The 17,222-nt window shown below is 72.5% G+C and carries 14 protein-coding genes; 7 read left to right on the top strand and 7 right to left on the bottom strand.

Translation table 11 applies throughout. From position 1 onward, the window contains the following. On the top strand, nt 1-392 hold a 392-nt coding region (locus BHU15_RS08675; protein WP_141726790.1), incomplete at its 5' end, for a YhjD/YihY/BrkB family envelope integrity protein. A 20-nt stretch (nt 393-412) separates the two neighbouring features. On the opposite strand, the gene BHU15_RS08670 is transcribed toward BHU15_RS08675, so the two are convergent. Then, nucleotides 413-2,128 carry an IlvD/Edd family dehydratase gene (locus tag BHU15_RS08670; protein WP_069626654.1) on the bottom strand — a complete coding sequence of 572 codons (1,716 nt, stop codon included), beginning with the start codon at nt 2,126-2,128 and terminating at the stop codon, nt 413-415. Between the two features lie 92 nt (nt 2,129-2,220). Between BHU15_RS08670 and BHU15_RS08665 the strand changes: the two genes are divergently transcribed. Next, nucleotides 2,221-3,234 carry a zinc-dependent alcohol dehydrogenase gene (locus tag BHU15_RS08665; RefSeq protein ID WP_079128005.1) on the top strand — a complete coding sequence of 338 codons (1,014 nt, stop codon included), beginning with the start codon at nt 2,221-2,223 and terminating at the stop codon, nt 3,232-3,234. A gap of 160 nt (nt 3,235-3,394) precedes the next feature. On the opposite strand, the gene BHU15_RS08660 is transcribed toward BHU15_RS08665, so the two are convergent. Beyond that, the gene (locus BHU15_RS08660; protein ID WP_023543379.1) at nt 3,395-3,970 is read right to left on the bottom strand and encodes a TerD family protein; all 576 of its coding nucleotides are present in this window, start codon (nt 3,968-3,970) and stop codon (nt 3,395-3,397) included. Nucleotides 3,971-4,169: 199 nt separating this feature from the next. Here BHU15_RS08660 and BHU15_RS08655 point away from each other — a divergent pair, with 199 nt between their 5' ends. The 5 genes from BHU15_RS08655 (at nt 4,170) to BHU15_RS08635 (ending at nt 10,060) form a co-directional block, all read left to right on the top strand. After that, complete coding sequence (locus BHU15_RS08655; protein ID WP_069626652.1) at nt 4,170-4,628, top strand: ATP-binding protein; 459 nt, start codon at nt 4,170-4,172, stop codon at nt 4,626-4,628. 122 nt (nt 4,629-4,750) lie between these two features. After that, nucleotides 4,751-5,290, top strand: a complete 540-nt coding sequence (locus BHU15_RS08650; RefSeq protein WP_069626651.1) for a 2Fe-2S iron-sulfur cluster-binding protein — start codon at nt 4,751-4,753, stop codon at nt 5,288-5,290. Further along, nucleotides 5,287-6,315: an FAD binding domain-containing protein gene (locus BHU15_RS08645; protein ID WP_069626650.1), complete on the top strand. Its 1,029-nt coding sequence runs from the start codon at nt 5,287-5,289 to the stop codon at nt 6,313-6,315. Before BHU15_RS08650 ends, BHU15_RS08645 begins: the two co-directional genes overlap by 4 nt. Further along, the gene (locus BHU15_RS08640) at nt 6,312-8,411 is read left to right on the top strand and encodes a xanthine dehydrogenase family protein molybdopterin-binding subunit (protein ID WP_069626649.1); all 2,100 of its coding nucleotides are present in this window, start codon (nt 6,312-6,314) and stop codon (nt 8,409-8,411) included. Before BHU15_RS08645 ends, BHU15_RS08640 begins: the two co-directional genes overlap by 4 nt. Before the next feature lie 140 nt (nt 8,412-8,551). Then, entirely contained in the window at nt 8,552-10,060 is a 1,509-nt protein-coding gene (locus BHU15_RS08635) for a CehA/McbA family metallohydrolase domain-containing protein (protein WP_023543374.1), read from the top strand. Between the two features lie 25 nt (nt 10,061-10,085). Here the strand turns inward: BHU15_RS08635 and BHU15_RS08630 are convergent, their stop codons facing one another. The 5 genes from BHU15_RS08630 to BHU15_RS08610 form a co-directional block, all read right to left on the bottom strand. After that, nucleotides 10,086-12,020 carry a helix-turn-helix domain-containing protein gene (locus BHU15_RS08630; RefSeq protein WP_069626648.1) on the bottom strand — a complete coding sequence of 645 codons (1,935 nt, stop codon included), beginning with the start codon at nt 12,018-12,020 and terminating at the stop codon, nt 10,086-10,088. Nucleotides 12,021-12,084: 64 nt separating this feature from the next. After that, entirely contained in the window at nt 12,085-13,533 is a 1,449-nt protein-coding gene (locus BHU15_RS08625; protein WP_069626647.1) for an MFS transporter, read from the bottom strand. A 115-nt stretch (nt 13,534-13,648) separates the two neighbouring features. Further along, on the bottom strand, nt 13,649-14,401 hold the full coding sequence (locus tag BHU15_RS08620) for a 3-hydroxybutyrate dehydrogenase (RefSeq protein ID WP_069626646.1): 753 nt from the start codon (nt 14,399-14,401) through the stop codon (nt 13,649-13,651). A 138-nt stretch (nt 14,402-14,539) separates the two neighbouring features. Then, nucleotides 14,540-15,973 carry a 3-hydroxybutyrate oligomer hydrolase family protein gene (locus BHU15_RS08615; RefSeq protein WP_069626645.1) on the bottom strand — a complete coding sequence of 478 codons (1,434 nt, stop codon included), beginning with the start codon at nt 15,971-15,973 and terminating at the stop codon, nt 14,540-14,542. Nucleotides 15,974-16,036: 63 nt separating this feature from the next. Next, on the bottom strand, nt 16,037-17,222 hold a 1,186-nt coding region (locus BHU15_RS08610; protein ID WP_069626644.1), incomplete at its 5' end, for an extracellular catalytic domain type 1 short-chain-length polyhydroxyalkanoate depolymerase.

The raw sequence follows: 17,222 nt of genomic DNA, 5'->3' as shown, positions 1-17,222 counted from the left end.
CCGGGCTGGTCGCGGCGCGGGGCCCGCCGGAACAGTACGGCCGAAGCCAGCCACGTCAGCAGGATCCCCACCGGAATCCGCAGCCACCCCCAGGCGTCCCGCGCCGCGACCAGCCCGGGTACACGTGGCTGGCGTTCGGCTCCGCCGTCCATCTGCTGCTGTGGGTCGGCGCGACGTGGCTGCTGACGCTGTACGTCGGGTTCAGCGGGTCGTTCGGTTCGGTGTACGGGCCGCTGACCGCGTTCGTCGCGCTGCTGCTGTGGTCGCAGCTCGCGGGCATCTCGCTCTTCCTCGGGCTGTCGCTGGCCGCGCAGCTGGAGTCCGCGCGGGCCGGGCAGCACGACCCGGTGCATCCCGACCCGGGTCACGGCGGCGATCCGGACCATGTCTGAGCGGGGCCGGGCCCTCGTTCTCAGTGCGACTCGCGCGACACCTCGTGGCCGCTCGACCCGACGAGGAAGTCGAGGTCGACACCGGTGTCAGCCTGCATGACATGGTCGACGTAGAGCCGTTCCCAGCCGCGCGCGGGTGCGGCGAAGGCGCCGGTCATCTCCTGGGCGGGGCGCCGCAGTTCGAGCTCGGCCGCCGGTACGTCGACGTCCAGGCGCCGCCCGGCGACGTCCAGCTCGATCCAGTCCCCCGTGCGTACGAGCCCCAGCGGGCCGCCCGCCGCCGCCTCGGGCGCGACATGCAGCACCACCGTGCCGTACGCCGTCCCGCTCATCCGCCCGTCGCAGATACGGACCATGTCGCGTACACCCCGCTCCAGCAGCTTGGTGGGGAGCGGCAGGTTCGCCACCTCGGGCATGCCGGGGTAACCCTTGGGGCCGCAGCCCCGGAGCACGAGCACCGAGGTCGCGTCCACGTCGAGGTCCGGGTCGTCGATGCGGGCGTGCATGTCCTCGATGCTGCCGAAGACGACGGCCCGGCCCCGGTGGTTCAGCAGTTCGGGCGACGCGGCGGCGGGTTTGATGACGGCTCCCGACGGGGCCAGGTTCCCGCGCAGCACGGCGATGCCCGCGTCCGCCTGGAGGGGCCGGTCGCGCGGGTGGATGACGGAGTCGTCCCAGATCCGTGCCCCGTCCAGGTGGTCGACCAGCGGCCGGCCGGTGACGGTGAGCGCCTTCGGATCGAGCAGGTCGCGGACCTCGTGCAGGACGGCGAGCAGACCGCCGGCCCGGTGGAAGTCCTCCATGAGGTGGCGTCCGGCGGGCTGGAGGTCGACGAGCAACGGGACGCCGGCGCCGGTGCGGTCGAAGTCGTCGAGGGTGAGGCCGATGCCGAGCCGCCCGGCGATGGCGAGCAGATGGACGACGGCGTTGGTCGAACCGCCGACGGCGGCCAGGGCGACGATCGCGTTGAGGAAGGAGCCCTTGGTGAGGGTGGTGCTGGGGCGGCGTCCCTCGGCGACCATGTCCACGACGAGCCGCCCCGTGCCGTGGGCGCTCTCCAGCAGCCGGCTGTCGGGGGCGGGGATGCCCGCGACGCCGGGGACGGTGGTGCCCAGCGCCTCCGCGACGCAGGCCATGGTCGACGCGGTGCCCATGGTGTTGCAGTGGCCCCGGCTGCGGATCATCGAGGACTCGGACCTGAGGAACTCCTCCTCGGAGAGCGTTCCGGCCCGTACCTCCTCGCTGAGCTTCCACACGTCCGTGCCGCAGCCCAGCGGCTTGCCCCGGAACGTGCCGGTCAGCATCGGACCGCCGGGGACCACCACGGCGGGCAGGTCGACGGAGGCCGCCGCCATCAGCAGGGACGGGATCGTCTTGTCGCAGCCGCCGAGGAGTACGACGCCGTCGACGGGGTTGGCGCGCAGCATCTCCTCGGTGGCCATCGCCGCCATGTTCCGCCACAGCATGGCGGTGGGCCGCACGAGCGTCTCGCCGAGGGAGACGACCGGGAGGTTCATCGGGACGCCGCCGGCCTCCCAGATGCCCTGCTTGACGCTTTCCGCGACCTCGCCGAGGTGGGCGTTGCAGGGCGTCAGGTCGGACGCGGTGTTGGCGATCGCGATGTGCGGGCGGCCGTCGAAGGCGTGGGCGGGCAGTCCCCGGCGCATCCACGCCCGGTGGATGTAGGCGTTCCGGTCGGTTCCCGCGTACCACTGTGAGCTGCGCTGCTCCGGCATGGCTGGCACCCTAACTTCCCCGGACCGTGGCGGGGAAGAGCGCGTCCGCGCTCCCACCCGCCGTGCGGCCGGCCGTTCGAGGAGGTAGTTCGTTGCGCGCTTTCGTGATCACCGGGCCCGGCCGGTGCGAGGTTCAGGACGTCGGGGAGCCGGTCGCCGGGCCCGGTGAGGTCGTCGTCGACGTCGACCGGGTGGGCGTCTGCGGCACCGACATCGAGTTCTACACCGGTGAGATGAGCTATCTGCACGACGGCCACGCCGCGTATCCGATCCGGATCGGCCACGAGTGGTGCGGCACCGTCTCGGCCGTGGGTGAGGGTGTGGAGCCCGGCTGGCTCGGGCGGCGCACCACCGGGGACACGATGCTGGGCTGCGGGCGCTGCCGGCGGTGCGTCGGCGGGCTGCACCATGTGTGCGAGGACCGTTACGAGTTGGGCATCCGGCACGGCCGGGCGGGCGCGCTCGCGGAGCGGGTCGCCGTCCCGGTGTCCTCGCTGCACGCGCTGCCGGACAGTGTCGACGCGACGGCCGGCGCCCTGGTGGAGCCGGGCGGCAACGCGCTGCGCGCCGTGGAGGCCGCCCAACTGTCCCCCGGCGACCGGCTGTTGGTGCTCGGCCCCGGCACCATCGGTCTGCTCGCGGCGCGGTTCGCCCTGGCGCGAGGTGTGGAGGTGCACGTACAGGGGCTGGACGAGGCGTCGCTGGAGTTCGCCCGCTCGGTGGGCGCGCACGGCGCGTGGACCGCCGACGGGCTGCCCCCGCTGCCCTTCGACGCGGTGATCGACGCGTCGAACGCGGCCCATCTCCCCGCGCGGGCACTGGAGTTGGTCGAGCCGGGCAAGCGGGTCGTCTACATCGGTCTGGCGAGTGTGCCGAGCCGGATCGACACGCGGGCGCTGGCGCTGAAGGACGTGACGGCCGTGGGTGTGCTGAGCGCGTCGCCCGCCCTCGCCCGCACCATCGGGCACTACGCGTCGGGCGCGGTCGATCCGCGTCCGCTGGTCGCGAGCACGGTGGCGCTGGAGTCGCTGGCGGGGGTGCTGGCGGGCGTACGGCCCGAGGGGGCCGGTCCGGGGCCGAAGATCCAGGTCGATCCCCGGCTGTGAGCGAAGGGTGGTGCGTACGGGGCTCCGCCGGACTCGACGAGTCGATGAGGCGTGCGGTCAGTGGTGTTCGAGCCGGGCGGCGGCGAACCTGTGGTCGGCCGCCGCCGTCCCGCTCGTGCTCTGCTCGCGCTCTGCTCGTGCCTCGCGCAGGTGCTCGTTCTCAGACGTTGACGCCGAAGTCGGCCGCGATCCCGGCCAGTCCCGAGGCGTAACCCTGGCCCACGGCGCGGAACTTCCACTCCGCACCGTGCCGGTACAGCTCGCCGAAGACCATCGCGGTCTCCGTCGAGGCGTCCTCGGTGAGGTCGTAGCGGGCCAGTTCGGCGCCACCGGCCTGGTTCACCACGCGGATGAACGCGTTGCGGACCTGGCCGAAGCTCTGGCCGCGCGCGCCGGCCTCGTGGATCGAGACCGGGAAGACGATCTTGTCGACGTCGGCGGGGACACCCGCGAGGTTGACCTTCAGCGACTCGTCGTCGCCCTCGCCCTCACCGGTCAGGTTGTCACCGGTGTGCTCGACCGAACCGTCGGGGCTCTTCAGGTTGTTGTAGAAGATGAAGTGCTGGTCGGAGAGCACCCGGCCGGCGCTGTTGACGAGCAGCGCGCTCGCGTCGAGGTCGAAGTCCGCACCGGTCGTGCTGCGCGCGTCCCAGCCGAGGCCGACGAGCACGGCGGTCAGGCCGGGAGCCTCCTTGCTCAGCGATACGTTGCCACCCTTGCCCAGGGAAACGCCCACGATCTCCTCCTGCTGTTCGTGACTGAAAAGTGGATCAAAATCTATAACACCGGGCCACCGACGGTCCCGGTATCCACCAGGCTCGTACGGTTCGGTGGCCCCCTTTGGGACTGGAGTGGCTGAAGCGGGGCAGGCGGTGATGTGAACAGCACGAAAGGGGCCCTCACGCACGGGCCGCCACGGGGAACGGATCGCACTCATGGACCAGCGGGTGGAAGAGACCGAGGACCGCCGCCCCGCCGCGGGCCAGGTGGTCGCACGGGGCGCGGTCTTCGAGGGTGAGTCGGGCATGATCGGCGAGGCACGCCGCTTCACGGCCGACTTCCTCGCGGGCGTACGGACCGGCCAGGGCCGGGTGGTGCCACCGCATGTGATCGGCACGGCGCAGCTGGTCGTCAGCGAACTGGTCACCAACGCCTGCAAGTACGCGCCGGGCCCCTGCCTCCTGGATCTGGTCTTCGACGGCGACACGGTGGAGATCACCGTGTGGGACACCGACTCCTCGCTGCCGGTGCCGTGCGCCACCGAGCCGGGCCGGATCGGGCAGCACGGGCTGGAGATCGTCATGGCGCTGTGCGACGGGTACGACGTCCACCGCGAGCCGGTGGGCAAGCGCGTCAAGGTCCGCCTCACGGCCAGGGGCGACGGGCAGGCCTGACGGACAGGCCTGACGGGCCTCTCCGGCAGCCGGCGCCGTCCGGCCCTCGCGGGCCCACGGCCGATCGGGTGGTCGGCGGCACGGGGCGTTTGCCCGGTGTGAGCGACGGATACCCGACGGTGATGCCGCACACCTCCGAAGTGATGCTCCACGTCAACGGCACCCCGCACCGGCTGACGCTCGACAACCGGACCACGGTCCTCGACGCGCTGCGTGAACACCTGCGTCTCACCGGCCCCAAGAAGGGCTGCGACCACGGCCAGTGCGGCGCCTGCACCGTCCTGCTGGACGGCCGGCGCGCCAACAGCTGTCTGTCGCTCGCCGTCGCGCACAGCGGTGCCCGTATCACCACGGTCGAGGGTCTGCCGCGCGGTACGGACGGTCTCCACCCGCTGCAACAGGCCTTCCTCGACCGCGACGGCTTCCAGTGCGGCTACTGCACACCCGGCCAGATCTGCTCGGCGCTCGGCGTGATCGCCGAGGCGGCCGGCGGGCATCCGTCCCATGTCACCGCTGCGGACGGCCCGCCCCCGGGCGAACCGGTGCCACTGACCGCCGACGAGATCCGTGAACGGATGAGCGGCAACATCTGCCGCTGCGCGGCGTACCCGCACATCGTCGAGGCGATCGAGGACGTCGCGGGCGCGGCGGTGACCTCATGAGGTCGTTCACCTACGAACGCGCGACCGACCCGGCGCAGGCCGTCGCTCTGCTCGGACACCATCCGAGCGCCCGTTTCCTCGGCGGCGGCACCAATCTCGTCGACCTCATGAAGCTCGGGGTCGAGACCCCCGGTCATCTCGTCGACATCGCCCGGCTGCCGCTCGACCGGGTCGAGGAGAGCGCCGACGGCGGCCTGCTGATCGGCGCCACCGTGCGCAACAGCGATCTCGCCGCCGACCCGGCCGTCCGCACGCGCTTCCCCGTGCTGTCGCAGGCGCTCCTCGCCGGAGCTTCGGGGCAGCTGCGCAACTCGGCCACCACCGGCGGCAATCTGCTCCAGCGCACCCGCTGTCCGTACTTCCAGGACATCACCAAGCCGTGCAACAAGCGGCGGCCCGGCTCGGGTTGTCCCGCACGCGAGGGCGCCCACCGTGATCTCGCGGTGCTGGGGCACTCCGAGTCGTGCGTGGCCACGCACCCCTCCGACATGGCGGTCGCGCTCGCCGCGCTCGGCGCCGATGTCCTGCTGCTGGGCCCGGACGGCGAACGCACCGTACCGCTCACGGGCTTCCACCGGCTGCCCGGTGACGCCCCCGAGAAGGACACGGTGCTGCTGCCCGGCGAACTCGTCACCGGTGTCCGGCTGCCCGCCTCGGCCGCCGGGCTGCCGTCCGCGTACCGCAAGGCCAGGGACCGCGCCTCGTACGCCTTCGCGCTGGCGTCGGCCGCCGTGGTGCTCGACGTGCGCGACGGTGTCGTACGCGATGTACGGCTCGCCTTCGGCGGGCTGGCCCACAAGCCCTGGCGGGCCACCACCGCGGAGGCCGCGCTGCGCGGCGGACCGGCCACCGCGGCCGCCTTCGGCCACGCCGTCGAGACGGAACTGGCCGCCGCCCGGCCGTTGCGGGACAACGGCTTCAAGGTCCCGATGGCCCGCAATCTCGCCGTCCGGCTGCTGACCGAGCTGGCCGACCCGGACGCGAGCGCCCTCGACCACACCGACCCCCGCCGAGGAGACCGATGACCACCAGCCGGGAGCGGGCCCTGGGAGCCGACACCGTCCGTATCGAGGGCCCGGCCAAGGTCACGGGGACCGCCCTGTACGCGGCCGAGCACACCCCGGACGGCTGCCTGTACGCGTGGGTGGTGCCCGCGACGGTGGCGCGCGGCCGGATCGTGTCCATCGACACGGCCGCCGCGCTCGCCGAGCCCGGGGCCGTCGCCGTACTGACCCATGAGAACGCGCCGCGGATCGAGGAGCCCGACGACCCGATCCTGGGCGCGCTGCGTGACGACAGGGTGCCGCACCGTGGCTGGATCGTCGCGGTCGCCGTCGCCGAGACGCCGGAGGCGGCGCGCGCCACCGCCGACGCGGTGCGCGTCACGTACGCGACGGAGGACCACGACGTCGTCCTCACCACCGACCATCCCGGTCTGTACGCCCCCGAGACGGCGAACGGCGGCTACCCCGGCTCCCGCGAGCGCGGCGACTTCGACGCCGCGTACGCCGCCGCCCCGCTCACCGTCGATGTCACGTACTCCATGGACCCGATGCACAACCACCCCATGGAGCCGCACGCCGCCGTCGCCCGCTGGCACGACGGGCGGCTGACGGTGCACGACTCCAGCCAGGGGTCGGCCGTCGTACGCGAGACCCTGGCCGCGCTGTTCGCCATGGACCCGGCGCACGTCACCGTCATCAGCGAGCACGTCGGCGGCGGCTTCGGCTCCAAGGGCACCCCGCGCCCGCAGCCGGTGCTGGCCGCACTGGCGGCCCGGTACGTCGGGCGGCCCGTGAAGCTGGCGCTGCACCGCTCGCAGCTCCCGGCGCTCGTCGGGCACCGCCCCTCGACCATCCAGCGGGTGCGGCTCGGCGCGGGCCCGGACGGGGTGATCCGCGCGCTGGCGCACGAGGTGATCACGTACACGTCCACGATCAAGGAGTTCGTGGAGCAGGCCGCCACCCCCGCCCGCACCATGTACACCTCGCCGCACAGCCGCACCACCCACCGCGTCGTCGCGCTCGACGTGCCGTCACCGTCGTGGATGCGCGCGCCGGGCGAGGCGTCGGGCATGTACGCGCTGGAGTCGGCGATGGACGAACTGGCCCTGGTGGCCGGGGTGGATCCGGTGCAGCTGCGGGTGCGCAACGAGCCCTCGCACGAGCCGGATTCGGGCCGGGCCTACAGCAGCCGCCATCTCGTGGAGTGTCTGCGCGAGGGCGCCCGCCGGTTCGGCTGGCGCGACCGCGATCCACGGCCCGGGGTGCGCGCGCGGGGCCGGTTCCTGCTGGGCAGCGGCGTCGCCGCCGCGTCGTACCCGGTGGTGATCACGCCGTCGACGGCCGAGGCGCGGGCGGCGGCGGACGGCGGTTTCCTGGTACGGGTCAACGCCACCGACATCGGTACGGGAGCCCGCACCGTGCTCGCCCAGATCGCGGCCGACGCGCTCCACGCGCCCCTGGACCGGGTCCGTATCGAGATCGGCGACAGCGACCTGCCACGGGCCCCGCTGGCCGGCGGTTCGTGGGGCACCGGCTCCTGGGGCTGGTCCGTCGACAAGGCGTGCCGGGCCCTGCGTTCACGTATCGAGGCGGCGGGCGGCACGGTGCCCGCCGAGGGACTGTCCGCGAGCGCCGACACGACGGACGACGTCCAGGCCGGGACGGAGTTCGCCCGCCACGCCTACGGCGCGCACTTCGTCGAGGTCCAGGTGGACAGGGACACCGGCGAGATCCGGGTGCGCCGGATGCTGGGGGTCTTCGCCGCCGGCCGCATCCTCAACCCCCGTACGGCGCGCAGCCAGTTCATCGGCGGGATGACGATGGGGCTCGGCATGGCGCTGATGGAGGGGGCGACGATCGATCCGGTCGCGGGCGACTTCCCGGAGCGCGACCTCGCCTCGTACCACGTGCCCGCGCACGCGGACGTGCGCTCCGTGGAGGCGTACTGGATCGAGGAGGAGGACCCGCACCTCAACCCGATGGGCAGCAAGGGCATCGGCGAGATCGGCATCGTCGGCACTGCGGCGGCCATCGGCAACGCGGTGCGCCACGCGACGGGAGTGCGCCTGCGCGAGGTCCCGATGCGCCCGGACAGACTGCTGCCGCACCTGGGCTGACAACGCCCGCGGCCGGTGTATCGGGCAGCGTTCTTTTGTTCTCGGTAGACGTGGCCCGCGTTCACTCGGCGTTCGGTTTGTTCTTCGAGACTCGGCGGTTGGCACCCCCCGCGCCGGAAGTTGAACGAAAGGCTTCAACCGTGAAGGACAAGAACACCGAAGACCCCGAGCGCTCCGCCCTCTCCCGGCGCCGGCTCGTCAAGTTCGCCGGCGTCGGCGCGACCCTCGCCGCCGCCGCACCGATCGTCGGCACCGGCGTCGCCTTCGGCAACGACGACGAGGACGACCGCCGCTCGTCCGGCGGCTCCGGTGACTCCCGCAGACGCGCCTGGCGCGCCGGTGACCACCACGTGCACTCGGAGTACAGCGGTTCGTTCGACACGACGAAGAACCCGCCCGTGTTCAAGAAGGGCGGCGACGCCGTCTACCCGATCGTGACCAACGCGATCATGGCGAAGAACTTCGGGCTCAGCTGGGCGATGTGCACCGACCACGGCGGTCCGACGCACTCGAAGGTCAACCTGGAGCAGGCCTACCCCGACCTGCTGCGTTCGCGCGTGCTCGTCCCCGAGGTGCTCCAGTTCTGGGGCATGGAGTTCGACGCCCCCGCGCTCGACCACCACACGCTGATGATCCCGCACCACACCGACGAGGCCCAGCAGTTGTTCGAGCTGGAGCAGCGCTTCGCCAAGCTCGACCCGTTCCCCGCCGACCCGGGCCGGGACACCGAGGCCAAGATGGTGGAGTTCCTCAAGGCCGCGAAGGGCATGCCCCGCAAGCCGCTGGTGATCGCCCACCACGCCTCGCGCTCCGCGCCCGGCCTCGGTGTCTACGGTCAGGACACGCCGCGCGAGTTCCGTAACGGCAACGACGCCGCGCCCGACATCTACGTCGGCTTCGAGGGTGCCCCCGGTCACCAGGCGGGCCCGCTCGTCGGTGGCGCCCGTGGCGGCTACGGCAACTACCCGACGCACGGCGGCTTCGACCAGATGACCGCGCGCGTCGGCGGCCTGTGGGACGCGCTGCTCGGCGAGGGCCGGCGCTGGTGGATCACCGCGACGTCCGACTCGCACGTGCACTGGACGCGCGGCGGCTCCGACTTCTGGCCGGGCGAGTACAGCAAGACGCACGTGCTGGCGCGTCAGGACTACGGCGACATCATGGACGGTCTGCGCAACGGCCGGATCTGGGTCGGCACCGGTGACCTCATCCGTACCCTCGACGTCACGGCGAGCAACCGGGGCAACGTGGCCGCCGCCGGCGAGTCGATCACGGTCACCAACCGGGGCCGTACGGACGTCGAGATCGAGATCCGGTTCCGCCCGCTGAACGGCAAGAACGCCAACGGCGACCGTCCCGAAGTGACCCGCGTCGACCTGATCACCGGCAAGATCACCGGCAAGAGCGACAACCGCGACTCCGACACCAACCCGACGACCAAGGTCGTGGCGCGGTTCGGCAAGCGCGACTGGCGCAAGCAGGGCGACGAGTACGTCATCAAGCACACCCTGCGCGACGTGGACGGCGACATGTACGCCCGCGTCCGCGGCACCAGCACGGACGAGGCCGAGCCGCTCGCGGACGGCCTCGAAAGCCCGTGGGACGACCTGTGGTTCTACTCCAACCCGGTGTTCGTCAAGGTCCGCTAGAGCCTGTCCGGCGGAAGCGGTCGACTCACCGAGTGCCGGGCGGGCGGATCTCCGCCCGCCCGGCGTTCGTCAACCCGTTGAGCCGCAGGGCCAGTTGGATCTCCAGCGTGCGCGCCGGGGAGTTCCAGTCCTGGCCGAGGAGCCGGCCGACCCGCTCCAACCGCTGCACGACCGTGTTCACATGGACGTGCAGCGCCGTCTTGGTCCGGGTGAGGCTCGCCCCCTCGGCGAAGTACGCGTCGAGCGTCCCCACGAGGTCGGTGCCGCGCTCGGCGTCGTAGTCGAGTACGGGGCCGAGTGTGGCGCGTACGTAACCGCCGAGGTCCGCCCGGTCCCCCAGCAGTACGCCCACGAAGCCGAGTTCGCCGGTGGCGCCGCCGTGCCCGGTGTGGCCCAGCACGCGCAGGGCGGAGAGGCAGCGGCCCGCCTCGGTGTGGACGGTAGGCAGTTCGGCGAGGCCCGCCGCCGGGCCCGCGGCGCCCACGGTGACCGGGGAGCCGACGGCCTGGCCGAGTTCGGCGGCGAGTGTACGCGCGCCCGGCCCGGGGGCGTCGGTCGGCGCGACGAGCACCACGTGTCCCTCGTGGATGCCCGCCAGGCCCTTGCCGGCCTGGGCGTGTCTGGCGGCCACGGCCAGCAGCCGGTGCCGGTCGGCGCTCTCTCCGTCGGCGACGAACACACAGTGCGGGCGCGCGAGATCGACCCCCAGCCGCCTGGCCCGCGCCGACAGGGCGTCCGGGTCGCCCGAGCGCGACAACAGGTCGCCCAGCAGTTCACCGCGTACCCGGTCCTCCGCCTCGGCGACCGAGCGGCGCAGCAGCAGGAGCAGCGCGGTGACGACTCCGGCGCGTTCGAACAGCAGCCGGTCGACGTCCGTGAGTTCGGGGTGCCCGGTGAGCGCGATGCTGCCGAGGAGTTCGGGCCCCGCGAGGACCGCGCAGACCCAGGTGCCGTTCAGGGACACCGCCCGCCCGCTGGCCCGGGAGGCGGCGACCGCCGGGGTGGGAGGGGGCAGCGACTCGGCGCGGGCGCAGGCGAGTTCGGCGCCGTCCGCGTCGTGGATGAGGATCCCGCCGTCGAGGATGTCGGCGATGGCGGCGGCCACGTCGTCGGCGCCGCCGCCGCGCAGCACCAGGTCGGTGAGCTGGTCGTGCGCCTCCTCGGCGCGGCGCATCTCGCCGCTGTGCGCTCTGATCGTCTCCGAGGCCGCGTTGAGGTCGACCAGCGCGGCCCGGGTCTCCTCCAGCAGCCGTGCGCCGTCGATGGCGATGGCGGCGTGGTCGGCCAGCGAGGAGAGCAGGGCGACCTCTTCGGCGGCGAACTCGCGGGGCGCGCGGTCCGCCGCGTACAGCACCCCGATGATCCGCGCGCCGACGCGCAGCGGCACCCCGAGGATCGCGCGCAGCCCCTCGTCGAGCACGGCGCTGTCGATGGTGGTGGTGTGGTGGAAGCGGGTGTCGCGCTGGTAGTCGCCGGTGGCGTACGGGCGGGCGGTCTGCGCGACGAGTCCGCCCAGGCCCTCCCCCATCCCGAGCCGCACCTGCTGGAACGCGGCGGCCACGGACCCGTCGGTCACCCGCATATAGGTGTCGCCGGCGAGTTCGTCGTTGAGGGAGAGGTACGTGACGTCCGTGCCGAGCAGCAGTTTGGCCCGGTGGACGATGGCGCGCAGCACGGCGTCCAGGTCCCGGAGCGCCGCGAGGTCGCTCGCGGTGTCGAAGAGCGCGGTGAGCTGTGCCTCGCGGCGCCGGTGCTGGCTGAGGGTGCGTCTGATGCGCAGCGCGACATCCGTGGCGTCGGTGATCGCGGCCAGATCGCCGCCCCGCACGCCGGCCTCGCGGGCGTCGGCGGCGGGGCGGGCGAAGTCTTCGGCGGGCGCGCCCCGCGCCAGCAGGTCGAGAAGCCGGCGCAGGGCAGCCACGGAGTGCCGGGTGCCTGGAGCTGTCACGTCGGCGAGCATACGGTGATCACCTCCGGGTGGGCACGGGTGCGGCGGCGGGAGCGGTACGCCCGGGGGCGGTGGTTCAGCGGCCCAGCCGGGCCGAGTCCTTGGCCTTCTCGGTACGGTCCGCGGGGGCGGGCGGCGCGGCGGGCGCGGGGACCGAGCCGACCAGTCCGTCCTTGGTCAGGTCGCGGCCCCGGGTCTCCTTCGCCACCCACACGGTCACGACGGTGACGAGCGCCGCCGCGCTGAGATAGACGGACACCGGCAGGGAGGAGTCGTAGTCCTTGAGCAGTTCGACGGCGATCAGCGGTGCGAGCGCGCCGCCGATGATCGAGGCGAGCTGGGAGCCCATCGAGGCGCCGGAGTAGCGGACCTTGGTGTCGAACATCTCGGAGATGAAGGCCGCCTGCGGCCCGTACATCGCCCCGTGGAACAGCAGCCCGACCGTGACGGCGAGGGTGATGACCGGGAACGACTCGGTGTCCAGCAGCGCGAAGAAGGCGAACGCCCAGCCGACCATGCCGATCGCGCCGATCTGGGTGACCGGGCGGCGGCCGAGCCGGTCGGAGAGCGCCCCCCACATCGGGATGGTGACGAAGTGCACCGCGGAGCCGATCAGGACCGCGTTGAGGGCGTCGCTCTTGGGCAGTTCGAGGTGCACGGTGACGTAGACGAGCACGAAGGCGGTGAGGATGTAGTACGAGACGTTCTCGCCGAACCGGGTGCCGATCGCGACCAGCACCTCACGCCAGCTCTTGCGGAACACCTGGACGACGGGGGCGGCCTCCTTGACGGCGGGGGCACCGCTCGCGCCGGCGCCACCGTCCGCCCGCGCCGCCTCGTCGGCGGCCTTGCGCTGCGCCTCCAGGAAGACCGGCGACTCCTCGACCGAGATACGTATCCACAGCCCGATGACGACCAGCAGCCCGGAGAGCAGGAACGGGATGCGCCAGCCCCACGCGAGGAACGCCTCGTCGGACTGGACCGCGGCGAGCAGCGCCAGCACACCGGTGGCCAGGAGATTGCCGCCGGGGGCGCCCGCCTGCGGCCAGGAGGCCCAGAAACCACGGCGCTTGTCGCCGCCGTGCTCGGAGACGATCAGGATCGCGCCGCCCCACTCGCCGCCGAGGGCGAAGCCCTGAACGAGCCGCAGCACGGTCAGCAGGATCGGCGCGCCGACGCCGATCGTCGCGTGGGTGGGCAGCAGGCCCATCGCGAAGGTGGCGCCGCCCATCAGCAGGAGGCTGAACACCAGGAGCTTCTTGCGGCCGATCTTGTCCCCGTAGTGGCCGAAGACGATGCCGCCGAGGGGGCGGGCGGCGAAGCCGACGGCGTAGGTGAGGAAGGCGAGCAGGGTGCCGACGAGGGGGTCGCTGCTGGGGAAGAAGAGGGTGTTGAAGACCAGCGCGGCGGCGGAGCCGTAGAGGAAGAAGTCGTACCACTCGATGGTGGTGCCGACGAGGCTGGCCGCGACGATGCGCCCGATCTTGGTCCGGCGTGGTGGTGGGGAGCTGGGGACGACGCTCATGGTGGAGTCACCGCGTTTCGGTTGGGCGGGCAGGGACGGGGGTGCGGGTGGTGCGGAGAGCGGGAGCGGGGTGGAGCGGGAGCGGTTCGGACGGCGACCGGGGAACGGCGGGGCGTCAGCGGGCGCCCCACCCGCCGTCGACGGGAATCGAGGAGCCGGTGATGTAGCCGGTGTCGGCGCCGCAGAGCCAGACGCACACCGCGGCCACCTCCGCCGGTTCGATCAGCCGCTTGATCGCGGAGCGGTCCAGCAGTACGTCGCTGACGACCTCGTCCGCGGGGATTCCGTGGGCCACCGCCTGAGCGGCGATCTGCCCTTCCACGAGCGGAGTCCGTACGTAGCCGGGGTTGACGCAGTTGCTGGTCACACCGTGCGGCGCGCCTTCCAGAGCGGCCACCTTGCTGAGCCCCTCAAGTCCGTGCTTGGCGGCGACGTACGCGGACTTGAAGGCGCTGGCGCGCAGTCCGTGCATGCTGGAGATGTTGACGACGCGGCCCCAGCCGCCCGCGTACATGTGCGGCAGGCAGTGCCGCATGAGTAGGAACGGGGCCGTCAGCATCACCTTCTGGATCAGCTCGAATCTCTCGGGCGGGAAGTCCTCGATGGCGGCGACGTGTTGCAGCCCGGCGTTGTTGACCAGGATGTCGATGTCGGCGGGGAGCCGGTCGACGGCGCCCGCGTCGGCGAGGTCCACGGCGTGGCTCACGCCTCCGGTGCCGGCGGCGACGGACTTGGCCGCGTCGGCGTCGCGGTCGACGATGTGGACCAGTGCCCCGGCTTCGGCGAGCGCCTCGGCGCAGGCCCGTCCGATGCCGCTGCCGCCACCGGTCACCAGAGCGGTGCGGCCCTTGAGTTCCCTGCTCTTCATGGCCGGAACGGTAGAGACACCTGACCCGACATCCCATGTGACGGTTCACCACACTGGACGCCGGTCAGGTGTCGTCGTCCACCACATGCCTGACCGGGAGCGGCATGCCGTGACGCCACGTCACGTTCCGTGGCTGCCTCAGCCGGCCAGCGGGCACCGGGTGAGCAGCGTGGCCGGATCCGCCCCGTCGGGCATCGGGATCGTCCGGCTGGGCGGCGGGCGCCGGTCGTCGTCCAGCCAGCGCTCCAGCGCGACGACGGCCGAGCGGTGACACGGCACCAGGGGGCGTAGCCGGTCGGGGAAGCTGTCGAAGAGCGAGTCGACATGGGTGCCGCCCTCGACGCGGTAGTAGCGGTGCAGCGCGCCCCTCCCCTCGCGGCCGACCATCGCCGCGTACGTGTCCGACGTCTTGGAGATCGGCAGCAGTACGTCGAGCGTGCCGTGGAAGGTGATCAGTGGTTTGCCGATCCGGCCGGTGAGCGCGATCTTCTCGACGGCGTCGCGGACGGCGGCCGGCCGCGTGTCGTAGTCGTAGTCGGCGTCGCAGGCGGGCGTGCCGGACGCGCAGAAGGGTGTCCCGGCCTCGGTGGCGCCGTCGTACTCCGGGTCCAGCTCCTCACGGTAGATGCGCTGGGTGAGATCCCAGTAGTACTGGTGGTGGTACGGCCAGAGGAATTCCGACCCGGCCGGGAATCCCGCCTTCACGATCTCCCGGTGCGCCGCGCCGGCGCCCGCGCCACCGGCCTGGTAGGTGGGGTAGGCGCGCAGGGTGGGCGGCAGGAAGGTGAGCGGGTTGGGGTCCTTCGTACGCCAGAGAGTGCCCTCCCAGTCGACGCCGCCGTCGTACAGCTCGGGGTGGTTCTCCAGCTGCCAGCGCACCAGATAGCCGCCGTTGGACATGCCCATCGCGAGGGTGCGGGACACGGGCCGCTGATAGCGCTGCGTGGTCACCTCGCGTGCGGCGCGGGCGAGTTGGGTGACGCGGGTGTTCCATTCGGCGAGGGCGTCGCCGGGTGCGGCGCCGTCGCGGTGGAAGTCGGCGCCTGTGTTGCCCTTGTCGGTGGCGGCGTAGGCGTAGCCGCGGGCGAGCACCCAGTCGCCGAAGGCCCGGTCGTTGGCGTACTGCTTGCGGACTCCCGGCGATCCGGCGATCACCAGGCCGCCGTTCCACCGGTCGGGCAGCCGGATCACGAACTGCGCGTCGTGGTTCCAGCCGTGGGTGGTGTTGGTGGTGGAGGAGTCGGGGAAGTAGCCGTCGAGCTGGATGCCCGGTACGCCGCTGGGCGTCGCGAGGTCCTTCGGGGTCAGCCCCGACCAGTCGGCCGGGTCGGTGTGGCCGGACGCGACGGTTCCGGCGGTGGTCAACTCGGCCAGACAGGCGGCCTGTTGGCGCGCCGCGCCGGGTACGGCGAGCGCGGCCATCCTGGTGCAGTGGCCGGGACGACGGTCGGCGTCGGCGGAGGAGGCGGAGGCTGAGGCGGGCGGGGCGGTGGCGGCCGGGGCCACGAGGACCGCCGCGACCAGGCAGGCGGCGGCCCGGATCCGTCGGACGTACTGCGGGACAAGTGGCATGGGCCATCACTCCGTTGTAGGGACACGTCGGCGCGCGGGTGGCGGCGGGACGCTACCCACCCGTCAGGGGCAGCGAGCGTCGGCGAGGACGTAGTAACCCGTCGGGGACTCCTTGAGCGTGCGGATGACGAACGTGTTGTTGAGGCCCATGTTCTGGTTCGAACCCTTCGCGTACACGTAACCACCGCTGGTCGTCGCCCGCGCGGCGCGCACGTGCTCGTAGTTGCTCGACGTCCAGCAGGCCGCCGGCGCTCCGGTGGTGCCCACCGTGACCTGCGCCGAGCGGGCGCCCTCGGCACCGTCCGCCGCGCGCGCCGCGACGCTGTACGTGTACGAGGTCCCGGCGCTCAGACCGCTGTCGGTGTACTGGGGTTCGGCCGGCACGCCCACCCTTGTGCCGCCCCGGTAGACCGCGTAACCGGACGCGCCGGCCACCGGCTCCCACGCCAGCGCGACGGAGGAACCGGTCACGCCCGTGGACCGCAGTCCGGTCGGGGCGGGCAGGTTCCCCGGGCCGGGCGGGGACGCGTCAAGTCCGAAGAAGCGGGTGACCCAGTAGCTGGAGCAGATGGAGTCGATGAAGTGCGCGGTGCCGGTCGCCCCGCACTGCTCGGCGCCGGTCCCGGGGTCGACGGGCGTGCCGTGCCCGATGGCCGGGACGCGGTTGACCTCGACGGCGACGGTGCCGTCCCCGGCCAGATACTCGTCCCTGCGGGTGCTGTTGGGGCCGATGGTGGAGCTGCGGTCGGGCGTCTGGTCCAGGCCGTGCACCTGGGTCCACTGGTCGCGCAGTTCGTCGGCGTTCCTCGGGACGACGGTGGGGTCGTTGTCGCCCTGCCAGACGGACACCCGGGGCCAGGGGCCCGGGTAGCCGGGGTAGGTGTTCCGCACGCGCTGCGCCCACTCCTGGGGCGTACGGTCCACGCCGGGGCTCATACAGGTGAACGCGGTCAGGACGTCCGTGGCGCAGGCGTACGGCAGTCCCGCCATCACCGCGCCGGCCTTGAACACGTCCGGGTACGCGGCGAGCATCACCGCCGTCATGCCGCCACCGGCGGAGAGTCCGGTGACATTGACCCGCGAGGCGTCGGCGCCGTACGAGGAGACGGCGTGGGCGACCATCTGCCGGATGGACGCGGCCTCGCCCTGGCCCCGGCCGATGTCAGCGGACTGGAACCAGTTGAAGCACTTGTTGGCGTTGTTGAGGGACGTCGTCTCCGCGAGGACCAGCAGGAAGCCGTGCCGGTCG

Origin of the sequence: Streptomyces niveus (assembly GCF_001723055.1) — a bacterium.
Taxonomy (GTDB): Bacteria; Actinomycetota; Actinomycetes; order Streptomycetales; family Streptomycetaceae; genus Streptomyces; species Streptomyces niveus.
Note: the sequence above shows the minus strand (reverse complement) of the source record. Positions and strands in the feature narration are given on the sequence as shown.

Bases quoted from the DNA above. Each gene is read 5' to 3' on its own strand.
- BHU15_RS08620 (WP_069626646.1), bottom strand. From the start codon at position 14,401: ATGAAGAGCAGGGAACTCAAGGGCCGCACCGCTCTGGTGACCGGTGGC.
- BHU15_RS08640 (WP_069626649.1), top strand. From the start codon at position 6,312: ATGACCACCAGCCGGGAGCGGGCCCTGGGAGCCGACACCGTCCGTATC.
- BHU15_RS08625 (WP_069626647.1), bottom strand. From the start codon at position 13,533: ATGAGCGTCGTCCCCAGCTCCCCACCACCACGCCGGACCAAGATCGGG.
- BHU15_RS08655 (WP_069626652.1), top strand. From the start codon at position 4,170: ATGGACCAGCGGGTGGAAGAGACCGAGGACCGCCGCCCCGCCGCGGGC.
- BHU15_RS08650 (WP_069626651.1), top strand. From the start codon at position 4,751: ATGCCGCACACCTCCGAAGTGATGCTCCACGTCAACGGCACCCCGCAC.
- BHU15_RS08615 (WP_069626645.1), bottom strand. From the start codon at position 15,973: ATGCCACTTGTCCCGCAGTACGTCCGACGGATCCGGGCCGCCGCCTGC.
- BHU15_RS08630 (WP_069626648.1), bottom strand. From the start codon at position 12,020: ATGCTCGCCGACGTGACAGCTCCAGGCACCCGGCACTCCGTGGCTGCC.
- BHU15_RS08645 (WP_069626650.1), top strand. From the start codon at position 5,287: ATGAGGTCGTTCACCTACGAACGCGCGACCGACCCGGCGCAGGCCGTC.
- BHU15_RS08670 (WP_069626654.1), bottom strand. From the start codon at position 2,128: ATGCCGGAGCAGCGCAGCTCACAGTGGTACGCGGGAACCGACCGGAAC.